Source organism: Streptomyces sp. RG80 (assembly GCF_040446465.1).
GTDB lineage: Bacteria > Actinomycetota > Actinomycetes > Streptomycetales > Streptomycetaceae > Streptomyces.
Map to the genome: position 1 here is coordinate 620,688 of NZ_JBEAAJ010000006.1, position 14,482 is coordinate 635,169.

General features: G+C 70.8%; 12 protein-coding genes. 6 read left to right on the forward strand and 6 right to left on the reverse strand.

Going from position 1 to position 14,482, the window contains the following annotated elements:
- Positions 1-5: 5 nt before the first annotated feature.
- The 5 genes from ABKA17_RS23575 to ABKA17_RS23595 all read right to left on the reverse strand — a co-directional run bounded on the left by ABKA17_RS23575 (position 6) and on the right by ABKA17_RS23595 (position 3,861).
- Complete coding sequence (locus tag ABKA17_RS23575; RefSeq protein WP_353694169.1) at positions 6-1,205, reverse strand: cytochrome P450; 1,200 nt, start codon at positions 1,203-1,205, stop codon at positions 6-8.
- The gene (locus ABKA17_RS23580; protein ID WP_353694170.1) at positions 1,202-1,732 is read right to left on the reverse strand and encodes a cupin domain-containing protein; all 531 of its coding nucleotides are present in this window, start codon (positions 1,730-1,732) and stop codon (positions 1,202-1,204) included. The genes ABKA17_RS23575 and ABKA17_RS23580 overlap by 4 nt, the downstream gene beginning before the upstream one ends.
- 137 nt (positions 1,733-1,869) lie before the next feature.
- Positions 1,870-2,412 (reverse strand): MarR family winged helix-turn-helix transcriptional regulator, encoded by a 543-nt coding sequence (locus ABKA17_RS23585; RefSeq protein WP_353694171.1) that lies wholly within the window; start codon positions 2,410-2,412, stop codon positions 1,870-1,872.
- Positions 2,413-2,434: 22 nt separating this feature from the next.
- Positions 2,435-3,283 (reverse strand): fumarylacetoacetate hydrolase family protein, encoded by an 849-nt coding sequence (locus ABKA17_RS23590; RefSeq protein ID WP_353694172.1) that lies wholly within the window; start codon positions 3,281-3,283, stop codon positions 2,435-2,437.
- Positions 3,280-3,861, reverse strand: a complete 582-nt coding sequence (locus ABKA17_RS23595; protein WP_353694173.1) for a carboxymuconolactone decarboxylase family protein — start codon at positions 3,859-3,861, stop codon at positions 3,280-3,282. The genes ABKA17_RS23590 and ABKA17_RS23595 overlap by 4 nt, the downstream gene beginning before the upstream one ends.
- Before the next feature lie 80 nt (positions 3,862-3,941).
- Here ABKA17_RS23595 and ABKA17_RS23600 point away from each other — a divergent pair, with 80 nt between their 5' ends.
- Genes ABKA17_RS23600 through ABKA17_RS23610 form a run of 3 tightly spaced genes read left to right on the forward strand, consistent with a single transcriptional unit; the run spans position 3,942 to position 7,697 of the window.
- A complete protein-coding gene (locus tag ABKA17_RS23600) occupies positions 3,942-4,802 on the forward strand; it encodes a VOC family protein (RefSeq protein ID WP_353694174.1) in 861 nt (286 codons plus the stop codon).
- Between the two features lie 55 nt (positions 4,803-4,857).
- Positions 4,858-6,435: a phenylacetic acid degradation bifunctional protein PaaZ gene (gene paaZ / locus ABKA17_RS23605; protein ID WP_353694175.1), complete on the forward strand. Its 1,578-nt coding sequence runs from the start codon at positions 4,858-4,860 to the stop codon at positions 6,433-6,435.
- Positions 6,436-6,476: 41 nt separating this feature from the next.
- The gene (locus ABKA17_RS23610; RefSeq protein WP_353694176.1) at positions 6,477-7,697 is read left to right on the forward strand and encodes a multidrug effflux MFS transporter; all 1,221 of its coding nucleotides are present in this window, start codon (positions 6,477-6,479) and stop codon (positions 7,695-7,697) included.
- 95 nt (positions 7,698-7,792) lie between these two features.
- Here the strand turns inward: ABKA17_RS23610 and ABKA17_RS23615 are convergent, their stop codons facing one another.
- Positions 7,793-9,247, reverse strand: a complete 1,455-nt coding sequence (locus ABKA17_RS23615; RefSeq protein ID WP_353694177.1) for an amino acid permease — start codon at positions 9,245-9,247, stop codon at positions 7,793-7,795.
- Between the two features lie 499 nt (positions 9,248-9,746).
- Here ABKA17_RS23615 and ABKA17_RS23620 point away from each other — a divergent pair, with 499 nt between their 5' ends.
- The 3 genes from ABKA17_RS23620 to ABKA17_RS23630 all read left to right on the forward strand — a co-directional run bounded on the left by ABKA17_RS23620 (position 9,747) and on the right by ABKA17_RS23630 (position 14,480).
- On the forward strand, positions 9,747-10,478 hold the full coding sequence (locus tag ABKA17_RS23620; protein WP_353694178.1) for a FadR/GntR family transcriptional regulator: 732 nt from the start codon (positions 9,747-9,749) through the stop codon (positions 10,476-10,478).
- 81 nt (positions 10,479-10,559) lie between these two features.
- Positions 10,560-12,029, forward strand: coding sequence for an APC family permease (locus ABKA17_RS23625; RefSeq protein WP_353694179.1), 1,470 nt, complete (start codon positions 10,560-10,562; stop codon positions 12,027-12,029).
- Between the two features lie 246 nt (positions 12,030-12,275).
- Positions 12,276-14,480: an MMPL family transporter gene (locus ABKA17_RS23630; protein WP_353694180.1), complete on the forward strand. Its 2,205-nt coding sequence runs from the start codon at positions 12,276-12,278 to the stop codon at positions 14,478-14,480.
- Positions 14,481-14,482 lie beyond the last annotated feature (2 nt).

Consider the following 14,482-nt stretch of genomic DNA (forward strand, 5'->3'; position numbering starts at 1 on the left):
CGGGTTCAGGCGGCTCGCCAGGTGACGTGCAGTGAGGTGAGCCCCCGGAAGACCCAGCCCTCCATGCGGTCCTCCGCGCCCTCGACGAGGCGGAGTTGCTTGAGGCGCTCGAAGACCAGGGGCCAGGCGAGCGCGCTGACCTCGTGACGCGCGACCCACGCGCCCATGCAGAAGTGCGGTCCGCCGCCGAAGGCGAGGTGCGGGCGGTGCGGGCGGTCGACGTCGAACTCGTCGGCGCGCTCGAAGACCGACGCGTCCCGGTTGCCGGACGCGATCACCAACGCCACCCGGCTCCCCGCGGGCAGCCGCACACCGGCGATCTCGTAGTCCTGGGTGAGCTGGCGCGGGTACATGCCGATCGGCGAGACCCAGCGGGCGGTCTCCTCGAACACCCGCTTCCACAGCGCCGGTTCGCCGAGCACCCGGCTCTGTACGTCGGGTCGGTTCAGCAGTGCCCAGGCGCCCACGCCGAAGACGTCACGGGGTTCGTTGACGCCGCCGCCGATGATGACCTTGACGTTGTTCTGGATCTCGGCGAGTTCCACCGGATCGGCCGCGTGGACCATGGAGGAGATCACCGAGCCGTCGGGCTCGCGCCGGACCGTCTCGGCGATCTCGGCGACCGCGTCTTCGATGGCCCGGGTCGCCCGCTCGGCGCGCAGCCAGAGGTCGGGGTCGTCCGCGTAGTTGCTGTTGCCGGCCATCATGGCCCGCGACCAGTCGGCGATGTCCCCGGCGGTGGCGTTGCGCAGGCCGAGGACCAGGGCCAGGTTGGCCGCGGCGAGCGGTTCGGCGAAGTCGGCGATCAGGTCGGCCTCGCCGCGCCCGGCGATCCGGTCGAGCAGTTCGTGCGCGGTCTTCTCGAAGGCTCCGGCCCACAGGTCGCGGACCTGGCGGGGCCGGGTGGGTGGCTCGGCGGCGGCCCGTAGCCGCCGGTGCTCCGGGTCGTCCTCGCGGAGCAGGTTGGGGCCGACGGTACGCAGCAGGAGCGAGCCCTCCTCGCGGGAGCTGAACACCTCGGGCAGCTTCTCGGCGTGGACGATGTCGTCGTACCGGGTGAGCAGGTGCCGGCCCACGGAGGGCACCCAGGCGAGCGGCGCCTCGTCGCGCAGCCGTGCGTAGGCGGGGTAGGGGTCCCGGCGCAGGTCGGCGAGGTCGAGATCTACGACCGGTGCGCCGGGGGCCGCGGTGGCGGGGGCGCTCATGACGAGGCTTCCGAGCCGATCAGGACGAAGAACACCGTGGCCGGCTCGGTGCCGAGGTTGCGCCAGGCATGGCGAGTGCCGTTCTGGACGCAGAGGTCCCCGGGCCTGAGGACCGCGGTCTCCCCGCCGTCGAGATCGAGGACGATCTCTCCGCTGAGTACGACGGCGTAGTCGACCGTCGGTGTGGTGTGCATCCCGGGGTTGTCCGGCTCGAAGAGCTCGGCGAGGCCGGGCGTGCCCTCCAGTTGCTCGGCAGCCGCGGCGGCGGGGTCCCAGGACGGGGCGGCGTAGACACTGGCCGGCGGGAAGGTGACGGTCAGGGCGATCGTCTCGCCGGGGGCCGGCACATAGGACTTCAGGGTCTCCGTCGGGTCGGCCGACGGGGCGGCGGGAGCCGTCGTGTTCCACACCAGGGAACGGGCGAAGCCGGGGGTGTGGGTGTACTGACGCGAGACGGGCGGCTCTCCGTCGCTGACGATCACGGGCTTACCACTGGGATCGACACCGGTGACGACACGACGGACCATGATTCTCTCCTTTGAGAAACACTGCTGAGAAGCTCTGGACGTTCGAGGTGTGACAGTAAGAGTCCTGACGAATATGTGGGGGTGCGTGATCTGCGCGGGCTCGGGTCCGCGTGGTGTGAGTGGCCGGTGTGTGCCGGTCAGTCTGCGGCCGGAGTGTCCTGATTGACCAGTGTTCGCAGCAGGTGAACCAGCTCACTGAGCTGGTCGTCGCGCAGCACCCCGGTCCAGGCGCGCTCGCGCTTGGTCTGGGCCTCGATGGCCTGCCGCAGCGTCTCGCGGCCTTCCGCGGTGAGCTCCACGAACAGCTGTCGGCGGTCCGACTCGACCCGCTCGCGGGTGACCAGGCCCCGGCTCTCCAGGGTGGCCAGCGCGCTGGAGATGCTGGCCCGGGTGGATCCGGAGACCCGGCCGATGTCCTGCTGGCCGAGCGGGCCGTAGACCCACAGGGCGTTCAGGATCCGGAAGCCCGCCCAGGTCAGGCCGAGCGGCCGGTGGACGTGCTTCTCGAAGTCCTTGGTCAGCCGGGCCTCGAGGCGGGTGAGATCGGTGACCATCTCGATCGCGTCGAGGTCCCGGGGATCGGTCGTACCCAGCTCACGATGGTGGTGGCGCAGCAGCTCCGAGAACTCCCGGGTCCGACTCGCGCCGGCGATCTCCGTCTCACGCACGATGTCCGTCACGATCTCCCGCCCTTCCCTCTGCCTAGCCGCCGACGACCGGATTGACCATAGTGCCCACGCCCGTGACCTCGGTGCGCAGGACCTTGCCCTCGGTCAGGTACAGCCGTGGGGTGCGGCGGACACCGCAGCCGGCCGGGGTCCCGGTGAAGATCAGGTCGCCGGGCTCGAACGTCACCCGCTTCGACAGCCAGGCGATCAGCGCGGGCACCGGGAAGATCAGGTCCGAGGTCCGGCCCCGCTGGACTTCGAGATCGTCGACCCAGCCGACCACCTCGATGTCGTCGGGGTCCTCGAACTCGTCGACCGTGACAAGGAAGGGGCCGATCGGGCTGAAGGTGTCGTAGGACTTCGGCAGCGTGAACTGGTTGATCGGCTTGCGCCACTGCTCACGCCGGTCGCTGATGTCCTGCCCGGCGGTCACGCCCGCGACGTACGACCAGGCGTCGGCCTCGGAGATGTTCTTGCCGGCCCTGCCCATGACGACGACGAGTTCGGCCTCGAAGTCGACCTTGTCGTACTGCGCCTCGACCACGATGTCGTCGTAGGGGCCGACGACGGACGAGGCGAACTTGGCGAACACCGAGGGCTCGTCGGGCACGGGGAGGTTCGACTCCTCGGCGTGGGCGCGGTAGTTGAGGGCCACCCCGATCGCCTTGTACGGCTTGGCGACCCGGCCCAGGTCGCGCGGGTCGAACGGCTTCCAGTCGGCCTCCGCGGCGCGCTCGGCGAGCGTGCGCAGCTCGTCGTGGAGGGAGAGGTCGGAGAGGACCTCCAGGCGGGCCTCGATCGCGCCCTTGCCGGCGGTGGCGATGTCGAGGGCGCGGTCGTCGCGGACGACGACGGGGCGGCCGGCGAGGTTGGCGAGCTTCATGCGGCTGCTTCCTTGTGGTCGGGGAGCCGGGGGAGGGGCAGGGCGGCCTCGCCCTCCACCTGGACACCGAGGGTGTTGATGACGGTGGCGATGGTGAGGTACTGGCCGACGGTGTAGAGGACGTCGATGATCTGCTCGACGCTCAGGTGCGCCTCCAGTCGGCTCCACAGCTCGTCGTCGACGCTCTGGCGGTCGATCAGTGAGTCGGTGGCGCCGAGCAGCACCTGGTCGAGTTCGTCGAGTCCGTCCCAGGTGCCGGTCGCGGCGCCGAGGATCGTCCCGTCGGCCAGCCCCGCCCGGCGGGCGATACGGACGTGCTGGTCCCACTCGTATCCCGCCCGTGCCCGGGCGGCGATCCGCAGGATCATCAGCTCGCGGGAGGCCAGCGGCAGGGTGTTCTTGCCCAGCACGTGGTTGCCGAAGACGAGGAAGCGGCGCAGTGCGTCCTCGTGGTGCGCCAGGGTCGCCCAGATCGTGTAGATCCGGCCGTCCTGATCGCGGTACGGCGCCAGCGACGCCAGGGTCTTCTCCTGCAGCTCGGCCTCGTCGACGGGCCGTACGCGGGCTTTCTCGGGCACTGGGTCCTCCTCGGCTCGATGGCGTCAACGTATTCGTATGAGTCTTGACCGTCAAGGGTCTAACAAATAACGTCGTCGTCATGACGATCCAGAGCCTTGGGTACGTGGGCATCGGCACGCCCGACCCGACAGCATGGGCGGACTACGCCCGCACAGTGATAGGCCTCGCGGTCGAGCCGGGAGACCCCGAAGACCCCGTACGCCATCGCCTGCGGATGGACCAGCACCCGTTCCGCATGTGGCTGACGGAGGCGGAGACCGGCGGGGTCACGGTCATCGGCTGGGAGGTCCGCGACCACGCGGCGATCGAGGAGATGACGGTGCGGCTCAAGGAAGCCGGCATCGACGTCACCGTCGGCACCGACGAGGAGTGCCAGGACCGCCAGGTGGCCCGGATGGTGCACTTCACCGGCCCGCTCGGTATCCGCACCGAGCTGTTCTGCGGCCGCCGCCTCGCTCCCACCCAGTTCGTGTCACCGCTCGGCGTGGACTTCGTGACCGGGGAGCAGGGGCTCGGACATGTGGTGATGAAGACACCGCACGTCCAGGAGGCGGTGGACTTCTACTGCGACGTCCTGGGCTTCCGGCTCAGCGACACCGCCGACTACCCCTGGGGCACCTTCTACTTCCTGGGCTGCAACCCCCGCCACCACAGCATCGCCTTCATCCGGTCGTACAAGAACGAGGGCACCCACCACATCCTGTGCGAGGTCACCAGCCCCGAGGAGGTCGGCCGCGCGCTCGACCGGACGCGCGAGCACGACGTCAAGCTCATGGCGACACTCGGCAAGCACGCCAACGACGGGATGTTCTCCTTCTACATGACCTCGCCGGCCGGCTTCGGCATCGAGATCGGCGCGGGCGGCGTGCAGGTCGACGAGGCCAGCTGGGTGAGCCGCGTCTACACCGCCGACATCTGGGGCCATCACCCGGTCACGTGACGTTCCGCGCGTCTGCCAGGCAAGTCTCCCCTCCGACGAAAGCGGTCTGTTCGCCATGCTCCAGAGCTATCTGCAGGACACCTGGACCACCCCCACGGCCACACCCGCGTCGGCAGCCGAGGTGCACGACGCGGTCACCGGTGACCTGGTCTGCCACGTCTCCTCCGAAGGCCTCGACCTCGACGCGGCGTTCACCCACGCACGAAGCGTCGGCGGACCGGCCCTGCGCGCGCTCACCTTCCACCAGCGAGCCGACCTCCTCGACGCGCTCGCCGCGGCCGTCCGAGCCCGCCGCGAGGAGCTGTACGCCCTGTCCGCCCGAGCCGGAGCCACCCTCAACGACGCCCGGTACGACGTAGACGGCGGCATCCGCGTCCTGCGCGACTACGCCACCCGGGCCCGGGCCGAACTGCCCGACGCACCCGTCCTCATCGAGGGACCGGCCGAACGCCTCGCCCGCGGCGACGATTTCCTCGGCGTCCACCTGTGTGCCCCCTCCCCGGGCCTGATGCTCCAGGTGAACGCCTTCAACTTCCCCGTCTGGGCCCCGCTGGAGAAGCTGGCCCAGGCGCTGTTGGCCGCGATGCCCAGCGTCGTGAAGCCCGCCACCCCCACGGCTTACCTCACCGCCCACCTGGTGCGGATCGCCGTCGAGGCCGGGGTCCTGCCGCCCGGAGCGCTCCAGATGGTCGTGGGTTCGGTACGCCCGGCTCTCGACCTGCTGCGGGAACAGGACGTCCTCTCCTTCACCGGCTCGGCCACCACCGCCGCGACCCTGCGCACCCACCCCAACGTCGTGACCCGCTCGGTCCGCTTCAACGCGGAGGCCGACTCCGTCAACGCCATCGTCCTGGCACCGGACGTCGACCCCGGCTCCCCCCTGTTCGAGGCGTTCGTCCGCGAAGTGGTGACCGAGATGACGGTCAAGGCGGGCCAGAAGTGCACCGCCATCCGCCGCGTCCTCGTCCCGCGCGAGCACGAACCTGCCGCCCTGGACGCGATCTCGACCGAACTGGCCGGCGTGACCATCGGCAACCCCACCGCGGAGGGCGTCCGGATGGGCGCCGTCGTCAGCCTGGCCCAGCGCGACGACATACGACAGGCGGTACGCCGGATCGCCGAGTCCGGCCGCTTCGTCCACGGCGACCCCGACAAGGTACGGGTGGTGGACGCGGACGCCGAGCGGGGCGCGTTCCTGGACACCCTCCTGATCTCGGCCGACCCGGACGCCGCCGCACCGCACGAGGTCGAGCCGTTCGGACCGGCGGCGACCGTCCTGGCGTACCGCGACACCGCGCACGCCACGGACCTGGTGGCGCGCGGCCGTGGCAGTCTCGCCGCTTCCGTGGTGGGCGACGACCTCGCCTGGACGACCGCCTTCGTCCGGGAGGCGGCACCGTGGCACGGGCGACTGCACCTGCTCGACTCGACGAACCTGGCGCAGACCACGGGGCACGGCTCGCCGCTCCCCGCCCTGCGGCACGGTGGCCCCGGGCGGGCCGGCGGCGGATCGGAGATGGCGGGCATCCGCGGTGTCGTGGACCTGATGCAGCGCACCGCGCTCCAGGCCTCGCCACGGTTGCTGGACTCCCTGTCCGGCGACCGGCCGTCCGCGCCCGGCGCCTCCGGCTGAGCGCCATGTGGGGGCACCGGGCACGGCTCAACCGGCACACCGTGTCGGCCCCTGCGGAGCACGGGGCGGACCTGCCGGCGCCGATGATGTCGGCGCTGGCCCTGGCCTGCGGGGTCTCCCCGCTGGCCATCGACATGTATCTGTCGGCGTTTCCGCGCATGGCGCGTGACCTGCACACCTCGGCCACGGGCACCCAGCTCACCCTCACCGCGTTCATGGTCGGCCTGGCCGTTGGACAACTGGTCGTCGGGCCGCTGTCGGACCGATGGGGCCGACGCCGACCGCTTCTCGCCGGCACGGCGGTGAGCACGGCCGCCGGTCTCCTCTGCGCCGCGGCCCCCTCAGCCGGTCTGCTCTGCGGAGCCAGGTTCGTCCAGGGCTTCGGCGCGGCCGCCGGGATCGTCATCGCCCGTGCCGTGGTCGGCGACCGAGCGCGAGGAGCGGGTGCGGCCCGGGCGTACGGGCTGCTCATGATGATCGCCGGCGTGGCCCCGGTCGTCGCCCCGCTGATCGGCGGCGCACTGACCGGCGCCGTCGGCTGGCGCGGCATCTTCCTCGCCCTGTCGGCACTGTCGGTGCTGACGTTCCTCGCGGCGTTCCTCCTGGTCCCCGAGTCCCTGCCGCGACGGCTCCGGCACGGCGGGGGCCTTGCCACCACGCTGCACAGAACGGGGGCCCTCCTGTCCGACCGCCCGTTCCTCGGCTACGTCATGGCCTTCGCCTTCGGGTTCGGCGCGCTGTTCGGCTACCTCGCGGCATCGCCGTTCGTCTACCAGAAGGTCTACGGCTACTCCGTCGGCCAGTACGCGGCGGTCCTGGCCGTCAACGCCGTCGGGTTCACCGCGACCAGCGCCCTCAACAGACGGCTCGTCCCACGGCACGGCGCGCGCCTGCTGCTGCGGATCGGCCTCGGCGCCATGTCGTCGTCCTCGGTCGCGCTGTGCCTCCTCGCCGGCACCGGACTCCTCGTCCGCGACATCGCCGTACCTCTGATCTTCGTGACGGTCTCCGCACTGGGCCTGATCGCGGCCAACGCCACGGCTCTCGCGGTCACCCGTGCCTCGCATGCGGCGGGCAGCGCCTCGGCGTTGCTCGGAGCGACGCAGTTCGCACTGGCCGCCGCCGTCTCCCCGTTGGTCGGACTGGGTGGTGACCGGACCGTCGTCCCGATGACCGTGGCGATGGCGGCATCGACGGTCGTGGCGGGTGCGGCCGTGCTGTGCCTGGCGAGGACAGACGTGCGCGGCGATGACGCCACTTGATCACAGAGAGCGCCGGCAGGTAGCAGTGGAGCCGGTGACGCGGTGGGAGGCCGCGTCACCGGCGGGTCGGGGCGGTCGTACGCGAGCCGGGGCTCCTACGACGGGATGACATCGTCCTGTGGGGTCTTGTGTCCCCTCCGCTCGCGGATCAGGGCGAAGACCGCCACACCCACGGCCACCAGGGTGGACAGGGCCACCTGGTCGCGGCCGCCGCCGTCGGCGGTGTCGGTCAGCATGTAGACCAGGACGAAGGTGATCATCGCGATGGTGGCCCAGGTCAGGTAGGGGTAGAGCCACATCCTGACGACGAGCTTCTCCGGCGTCTCGCGCTGGATGATCTTCCGCATCCGCAGCTGGGAGAAGCAGATCACCAGCCAGACGAACAGGGCGATGGCGCCGGAGGAATTGAGCAGGAACTGGAAGACCGTGTCCGGCCACAGGTAGTTGAAGGCGACGGCGACGAAGCCGAACACGACCGAGGCGAGGATGGCGGCCTGTGGGACGCCGCGTCCGGTGGTGCGGGAGAAGGCGGCCGGGGCGTCGCTGCGGCGGCCGAGCGAGAACGCCATCCGGGAGGCGGTGTAGAGGCCGGAGTTGAGGCAGGACAGCACCGAGGTGAGCACGATGGCGTTCATGATCTGGCCGGCGTGCGGGATGCCGATGGAGCTCAGCGCGGCGACGTAACTGCCGTCCTTGAGGATCGCCGGATCGTCCCAGCGCAGCAGCGACACCACGATGAGGATCGAGCCCAGGTAGAAGACCGCGATCCGCCAGATCACGCTGTTGGTGGCCTTCGTGACCGCGGCCTGCGGGTCCGCGGTCTCGCCGGCGGCCAGGGTGACGATCTCGCTGCCCATGAAGGAGAAGACCACCATCAGGATGCCGGTCAGGATCGCGCCGGGGCCGTTGGGCAGGAACCCGCCGTGTGCGGTCAGGTTGGAGAAGCCGGACGCCGGGTGGTCCGAGCCGGGCAGCAGGCCGAAGATCGCGAGTCCGCCGATCACGATGAACGCGGCGATGGCGACGACCTTGATACCGGCGAACCAGAACTCGAACTCGCCGTAGGAGCTGACGGAGGCGAGGTTGGTGGCGGTGAGGACGACCATGACGATCAGGGCCCAGCCCCACTGCGGGACCCCGGGTATCCATCCGGCGAGGATCTTGGCGCCGGCGGTCGCCTCGACTGCGAGCACCACGACCCAGAAGAACCAGTACAGCCAGCCGATGGTGAACCCGGCCCAGCGGCCCAGAGCGCGGTCGGCGTAGGCGGAGAAGGAGCCGGAGCTGGGATTGGCCGCGGCCATCTCGCCGAGCATCCGCATCACGAGGACGACGAGGATGCCGACGAGCAGATAGGAGATCAGGATGCCGGGGCCGGCGGTGGCGATGCCGGAGCCGGAGCCGACGAACAGACCGGCGCCGATGACACCACCGATCGCGATCATCGACAGGTGGCGGTTCTTCAGCCCGGCTTGCAGGCCGGATCCTTCTGCGGCGTTTTGAGTGGTGGTCACCGAATCGGGAGCGGGGAGAGGGGCTTTTGTCGTCATCTCGACATCCAGGGGCTGGAGGGGACGGGCTGGTGTGAGGGGTGCCGGGCCGGTGGGGTGGCGATCACGGTCGAGGGGAGGGCATGGTGGACCGCGGCAGCCGGGAGCGGTGCCGGCTGGACCGGTCGGTCCGGTGGCGTTGAGGAAAATAGTTCAGGACGAACAAATAAAACAAGGGGTCGTTCGTCCGCCCTGACACGTCCGCACGCCGCCCGTCGCAGGGTGCGTGCATCCCGCACGCTTCGCCCTCGCGCTCCCGCCGAGAGGTGAAAGCCCTGGTCAGCCCTATGGCGACCGGCCGAGCCCCGGCCCTTCCTCCACTGTCGGACGAGCCGCAGCAGGGTCTTGTTTAATTGTTCACCTTGCTCTAATTTTTCTTCATCGTGCCCCGCTCCTCCCGCCGTTCCCCTCGTCCTGGGAGCCCTCTTGCGACACACCGTGGCCTCGTCACGAGAACCGCCGGCCGCGGCCGCGAACAGCGGCCCGTTAGGGTGACGCCGTGGTGAACGCAGCGGGCAAGTTCGGGCCCTACGACCAGCCGGGACAGACCCGGACCCCGGTCATCGGCATGGGACACGCCCGCGCGCTGCCCCTCGGAGGCCAGAGCGGATCCGATCTCGTCCGCTCGCGGATCGCGCTGCGGGTACGCCTGCGATCCGTGCGGCCGGGGGACAGGCTGCCGGACGTCGGGGTGCTCGCCGAGGAGTTGGGGATCAGCGAGATCACCGTGCGCCGGGCGCTGGAAGGCATGTGCCAGGACGGCCTGCTCGACCGCCGGCGCGGACGGACCGGCGGAACCTTCGTCGCGCAGGACTGGGACACCGTCGTCGCCGCGATGCACGACGCCGACGAAGCGGCATCGGTGGACGCCTTTCATCTGCTGCTCGAATGCGGTCTCGTGGCACACGGCTCCGGAGAGGTCCCGACCGAGCGGCTGGACGGGCTCCGGGCGCTGGTGGAAGAGATGGAACGGACCGACGACCAGGCACACCTCGCCGAGCTGGAGGCCCGCTTCCACCTGGACCTCGCGGAGGCGCTCGGCGGGCCCGGAATCCGCGAGTTCGCCGCAGATCTGGTCGGCCGGCAGTGCCTGCTGCTGCCCGTACCGCAGCCCGAAGAGGTACGGGAGCAGAACCGCCGGCACGCCGAACTGCTCGCCGAACTCGGGCGGGGGGCGACCGATCCGGCCGTGCAGGCGGTGAAGGCACACCACCGCTCCCGGCACCGCTGACGCCCCTTCGCGCCGCCGGCCCGACCGTCGATGACACCCGCGCACCCATCACGCCGCCACACCGCACGAGGAGTTGCCGCCATGCCCCACCCCGGAGCCGGTCCGCTGTCCCCGCCGGGCCCCGTCGGCGGCGCGCCGCAGCGACTGCGCGGCGGCGTCCTCGGAATGGCGGACATCGCCGCCGCCACCATGGCCAACGTCGGCCCGGCCATGAGCTTCTTCTTCGGCTTCGCCTTCCTGGCCACCACCGCGGGCGTGGCATCCCCGCTGACCATCCTGGCCGCGGGTGTCGCGGTCGCGCTCCTCGGCAACACGCTGGCGGAGTTCTCCCGCGCGCACCCCTCGGCGGGCAGCTTCATCACCTTCGTCGGCAAGACCTTCGGACCGGTCAGCGCGGTGACCACGGCCCTGCTGGCGGCGCTGGGCTACATCATCGCCATGGCCGGCGTCATCTCGATCTCCGGCGGGTTCGTGCAGATCACCCTGCACCACTACACCGGCGTGGACCTCCCCTGGATCATCTGGACACTGCTGCTCACCGGTCTCGCGGTGGTCCTGATGCTGCGCGGAGTGGTCGTCTCCACCAAGTGGGCCGGCTACTTCTTCGGCGCGGAGATGCTGGTCCTGCTCGTGGTCTCGATCGCGGCACTCGTGGAACACCGCGGCGACCTCTCCCTCGATCCGTTCCTGCCCGGCCACATCAGTCATGGCTTCAGCGGGCTGGCGGCGGGGTTCCCGCTGGCGGTGTACCTGCTCATCGGCTGGGAGAACTCGGCGGCACTCGCCGAGGAGACGGAGAACCCGCGACGCAACGTGGGCCGCGCGGTGTTCTCCTCCGTCGCGATCATGACGGTGAGCTACGTCCTCTTCGCCTACGCCACGGTCACCGGCTTCGGCTACGACGTGACCCGCCTCGGGGCGTCCCGGATCCCCTTCATCGAGGTGGCCCACGACACCCTCGGCGCGCTGGCGTTCCTCGCCTACCTCGGCGGCCTGACCTCCACCCTGGGCGTGCTGATCGCCGGCATCAACTCACAGGCCCGCCTGGTGTTCAACGCCGGACGCGAGGGTCTGCTCCCCTCGTTCTTCGGCTACGTGCACCCCACCCGCCGCACACCGAACAACGCGATCGTCACCTTCACCGCCGCCGCCCTGCTGATCATCGGCGGCTGGGGCCTGGGCCACCTGCTGGGCTCCAAGAGCGGTTCGATGAACCCGGTGGTCTTCTTCACCGAGGCCTCCACCCTCGGCGCCATCCTGATCCTGCTGGTCTACCTCGCCTCCAACGTCGCCCTGCCGCTGTACTACCGCAGGTACCGGCCGCAGGAGTTCCGCCTGGTCCGGCATCTGCTCCTGCCGGCCCTCGGCGCGGTGGCCATCCTCGTCCCGCTGTACTACCTCGCCAAGCCCGGCCAGCCCCCGCCCTACAACTGGTTCCCCTACGCCGCCATCGCCGCCCTGCTCGCCGCCGTCGCCTACGCGACCCTCCTCGTCCGCCGCGACCCGACCCTGGCCGAACGCGTCGGCTCCATCGTCGCCGACGCGGACTGAGCACACAGGGATCCGGTCGATCACGGTGTTCGGGCCGCTGTCGGGCCGGAGCGATTTCAGGACAACCGCGGTACGCAAGGAAGGTCCGGCGGCCGTAGCCGCGGCTCCTCCCTGAGGAGGACACACGTGCGCCGCGCTCGTGCGGTGACACCAAGCGGGATTGCGGGCACCCGCACGATGCCCCGGCGCACCCTCTCCCGTCAGGCTGGCCACTCACCCGAAACCTGACCTGGAGACCCGTTTCCTGTGGCTACCTTGCTCTACCGTCTGGGCCGGACCGCCTTCCGGCGTCGCTGGCTCGTGGTGCTGTTGTGGGCGGTGATCCTCGGCGGCGCCGGAGTCGGCGCCGCCACGGCTCCGGCCTCGTCCGACGACGGCACGTCGTTCATGCCCGGCATCGAGGCGCAGAAGGCGTTCGACCTGATCGGCGAGCGCTTCCCCGGCACGGAAGCCAACGGGGCCAACGCGCGCATCGTGTTCGTGGCACCCGACGGCGAGAAGGTGACCGCCGCCGGCAACCGGGCCGCCATCGACGCACTCGTGATGGACGCGGCCGACGAGCCGCAAGTCGTGAGCGCGGTGAGCCCGTTCAAGGCGGGCGCGGTGAGCGAGGACGGTTCGACCGCCTATGTCACCGTGAACTACAAGGTGAGGGCCGAGGACCTCACCGAGGCCGACAAGGCCGCCCTGGAGAAGGTCATCGACGAGGCGCGGGCTTCCGGCCTCACGGTCGAGGTCGGCGGCACCGCCCTCGCCGAGCAGCCCGCGGCGGGCGGCAGCGCCGAGGCCATCGGTATCGGTCTCGCCGCGGTGATCCTGCTGATCACCTTCGGCTCCCTCGCCGCCGCCGGCCTTCCGCTGCTCACCGCCGTGATCGGCGTCGGCACCAGCATGGCCGCGATCATGGCTCTGGGCAGCGTCTTCGGACTCTCCCTGACCACCGGCACACTCGCCTCGATGCTGGGACTGGCGGTCGGTATCGACTACGCCCTCTTCGTGGTGTCCCGCTACCGGGAGGAGCGGGCGAACGGCCACGCGCCGCACGAGGCTGCCGGACTCGCCGCCGGAACTGCGGGCTCCGCGGTGGTCTTCGCGGGCCTGACGGTCGTCATCGCACTGGCAGGGCTGACCGTGGTCGGCGTGCCGATGCTGACCAAGATGGGCCTGTGCGCGGCGGGTGCGGTGATCGTCGCCGTGCTGGTCGCCCTCACTCTCGTCCCGGCGCTGCTGGGCATGTGGCCGAACGCGGTGCTGTCCCGCCGTACCCGCAAGGGCCGGACGCTCCCTGCGGCGGCCGACAACGGCGGCACCCGCTGGGCGCGGTTCGTGCTGCGCCGCCCGGTGGCCGTGCTGGTCGCGTGCGTCGCGGGCCTGGGCGTGCTGGCGCTGCCCGCCGCGAGCCTGGAGATGGGCATGCCGGGGGCCGAGTCCAAGCCGGTCTCCTCGACGGAACGGCGTGCCTACGACGCCCTCGCGGACGGTTTCGGCCCGGGCTTCAACGGTCCGCTGACGATCGTCGTCGATGCCAGGGACGCGGCCGACGCCAAGGCGGCCGTCACCGAGATCGCCCAGCAGATCGCCACCACCGACGGGGTCGTGTCCGTCTCCTCGGCACGGTTCAACCCAGCCGGTGACACCGCGCTCGTCTCGGCGGTCCCGGCCACCGGCCCGAACGACGAGAAGACCAAGGAGCTGGTCCAGAGCATCCGTGCGGAACGCGGCGCCCTGGAGCGCGAGACGGGGGCGACCTTCGAGGTCACGGGCAGCACCGCGATGAACATCGACATAGCGAACGCCCTCCAGTCCGCGCTGGTCCCCTACCTCGCCGTGATCGTCGTCCTGGCGCTGCTTCTGCTGCTGGTCGTCTTCCGCTCCGTGCTCGTACCGGTCAAGGCCGCGTTCGGGTTCCTGCTGTCGGTACTGGCCGCCCTCGGCTCGGTCGTGGCGGTCTTCCAGTGGGGCTGGGGCGCGCAGCTGCTGGGCGTGGAGCAGTCCGGGCCGATCATGAGCCTGATGCCGATCTTCCTGGTGGGCATCGTGTTCGGCCTGGCGATGGACTACGAGGTGTTCCTGGTCGCCCGCATGCGGGAGGCGTACGTCCACGGCGACCGGGCCCCCGACGCGGTGGTCTCGGGGTTCCGGCACAGCGCCCGGGTGGTCGTCGCCGCGGCGGTGATCATGATCGCGGTGTTCTCCGGGTTCGTCGGCTCCGGCGAGTCGATGGTCAAGACGATCGGCTTCGGGCTCGCCGTCGCGGTGCTCTTCGACGCTTTCGTCGTACGGATGGCGCTGGTGCCCGCGGTCCTGGCCCTGCTCGGCGACAAGGCGTGGTGGCTGCCGGCGTGGCTCGACCGGCTGCTGCCCCGCGTGGATGTCGAGGGCGCCGGGCTCACCGCACCCGCGCCGGCAGCGGGCGGCGAGCCCGCACCGCGGGAGCCGGCCCGCGTCTGACG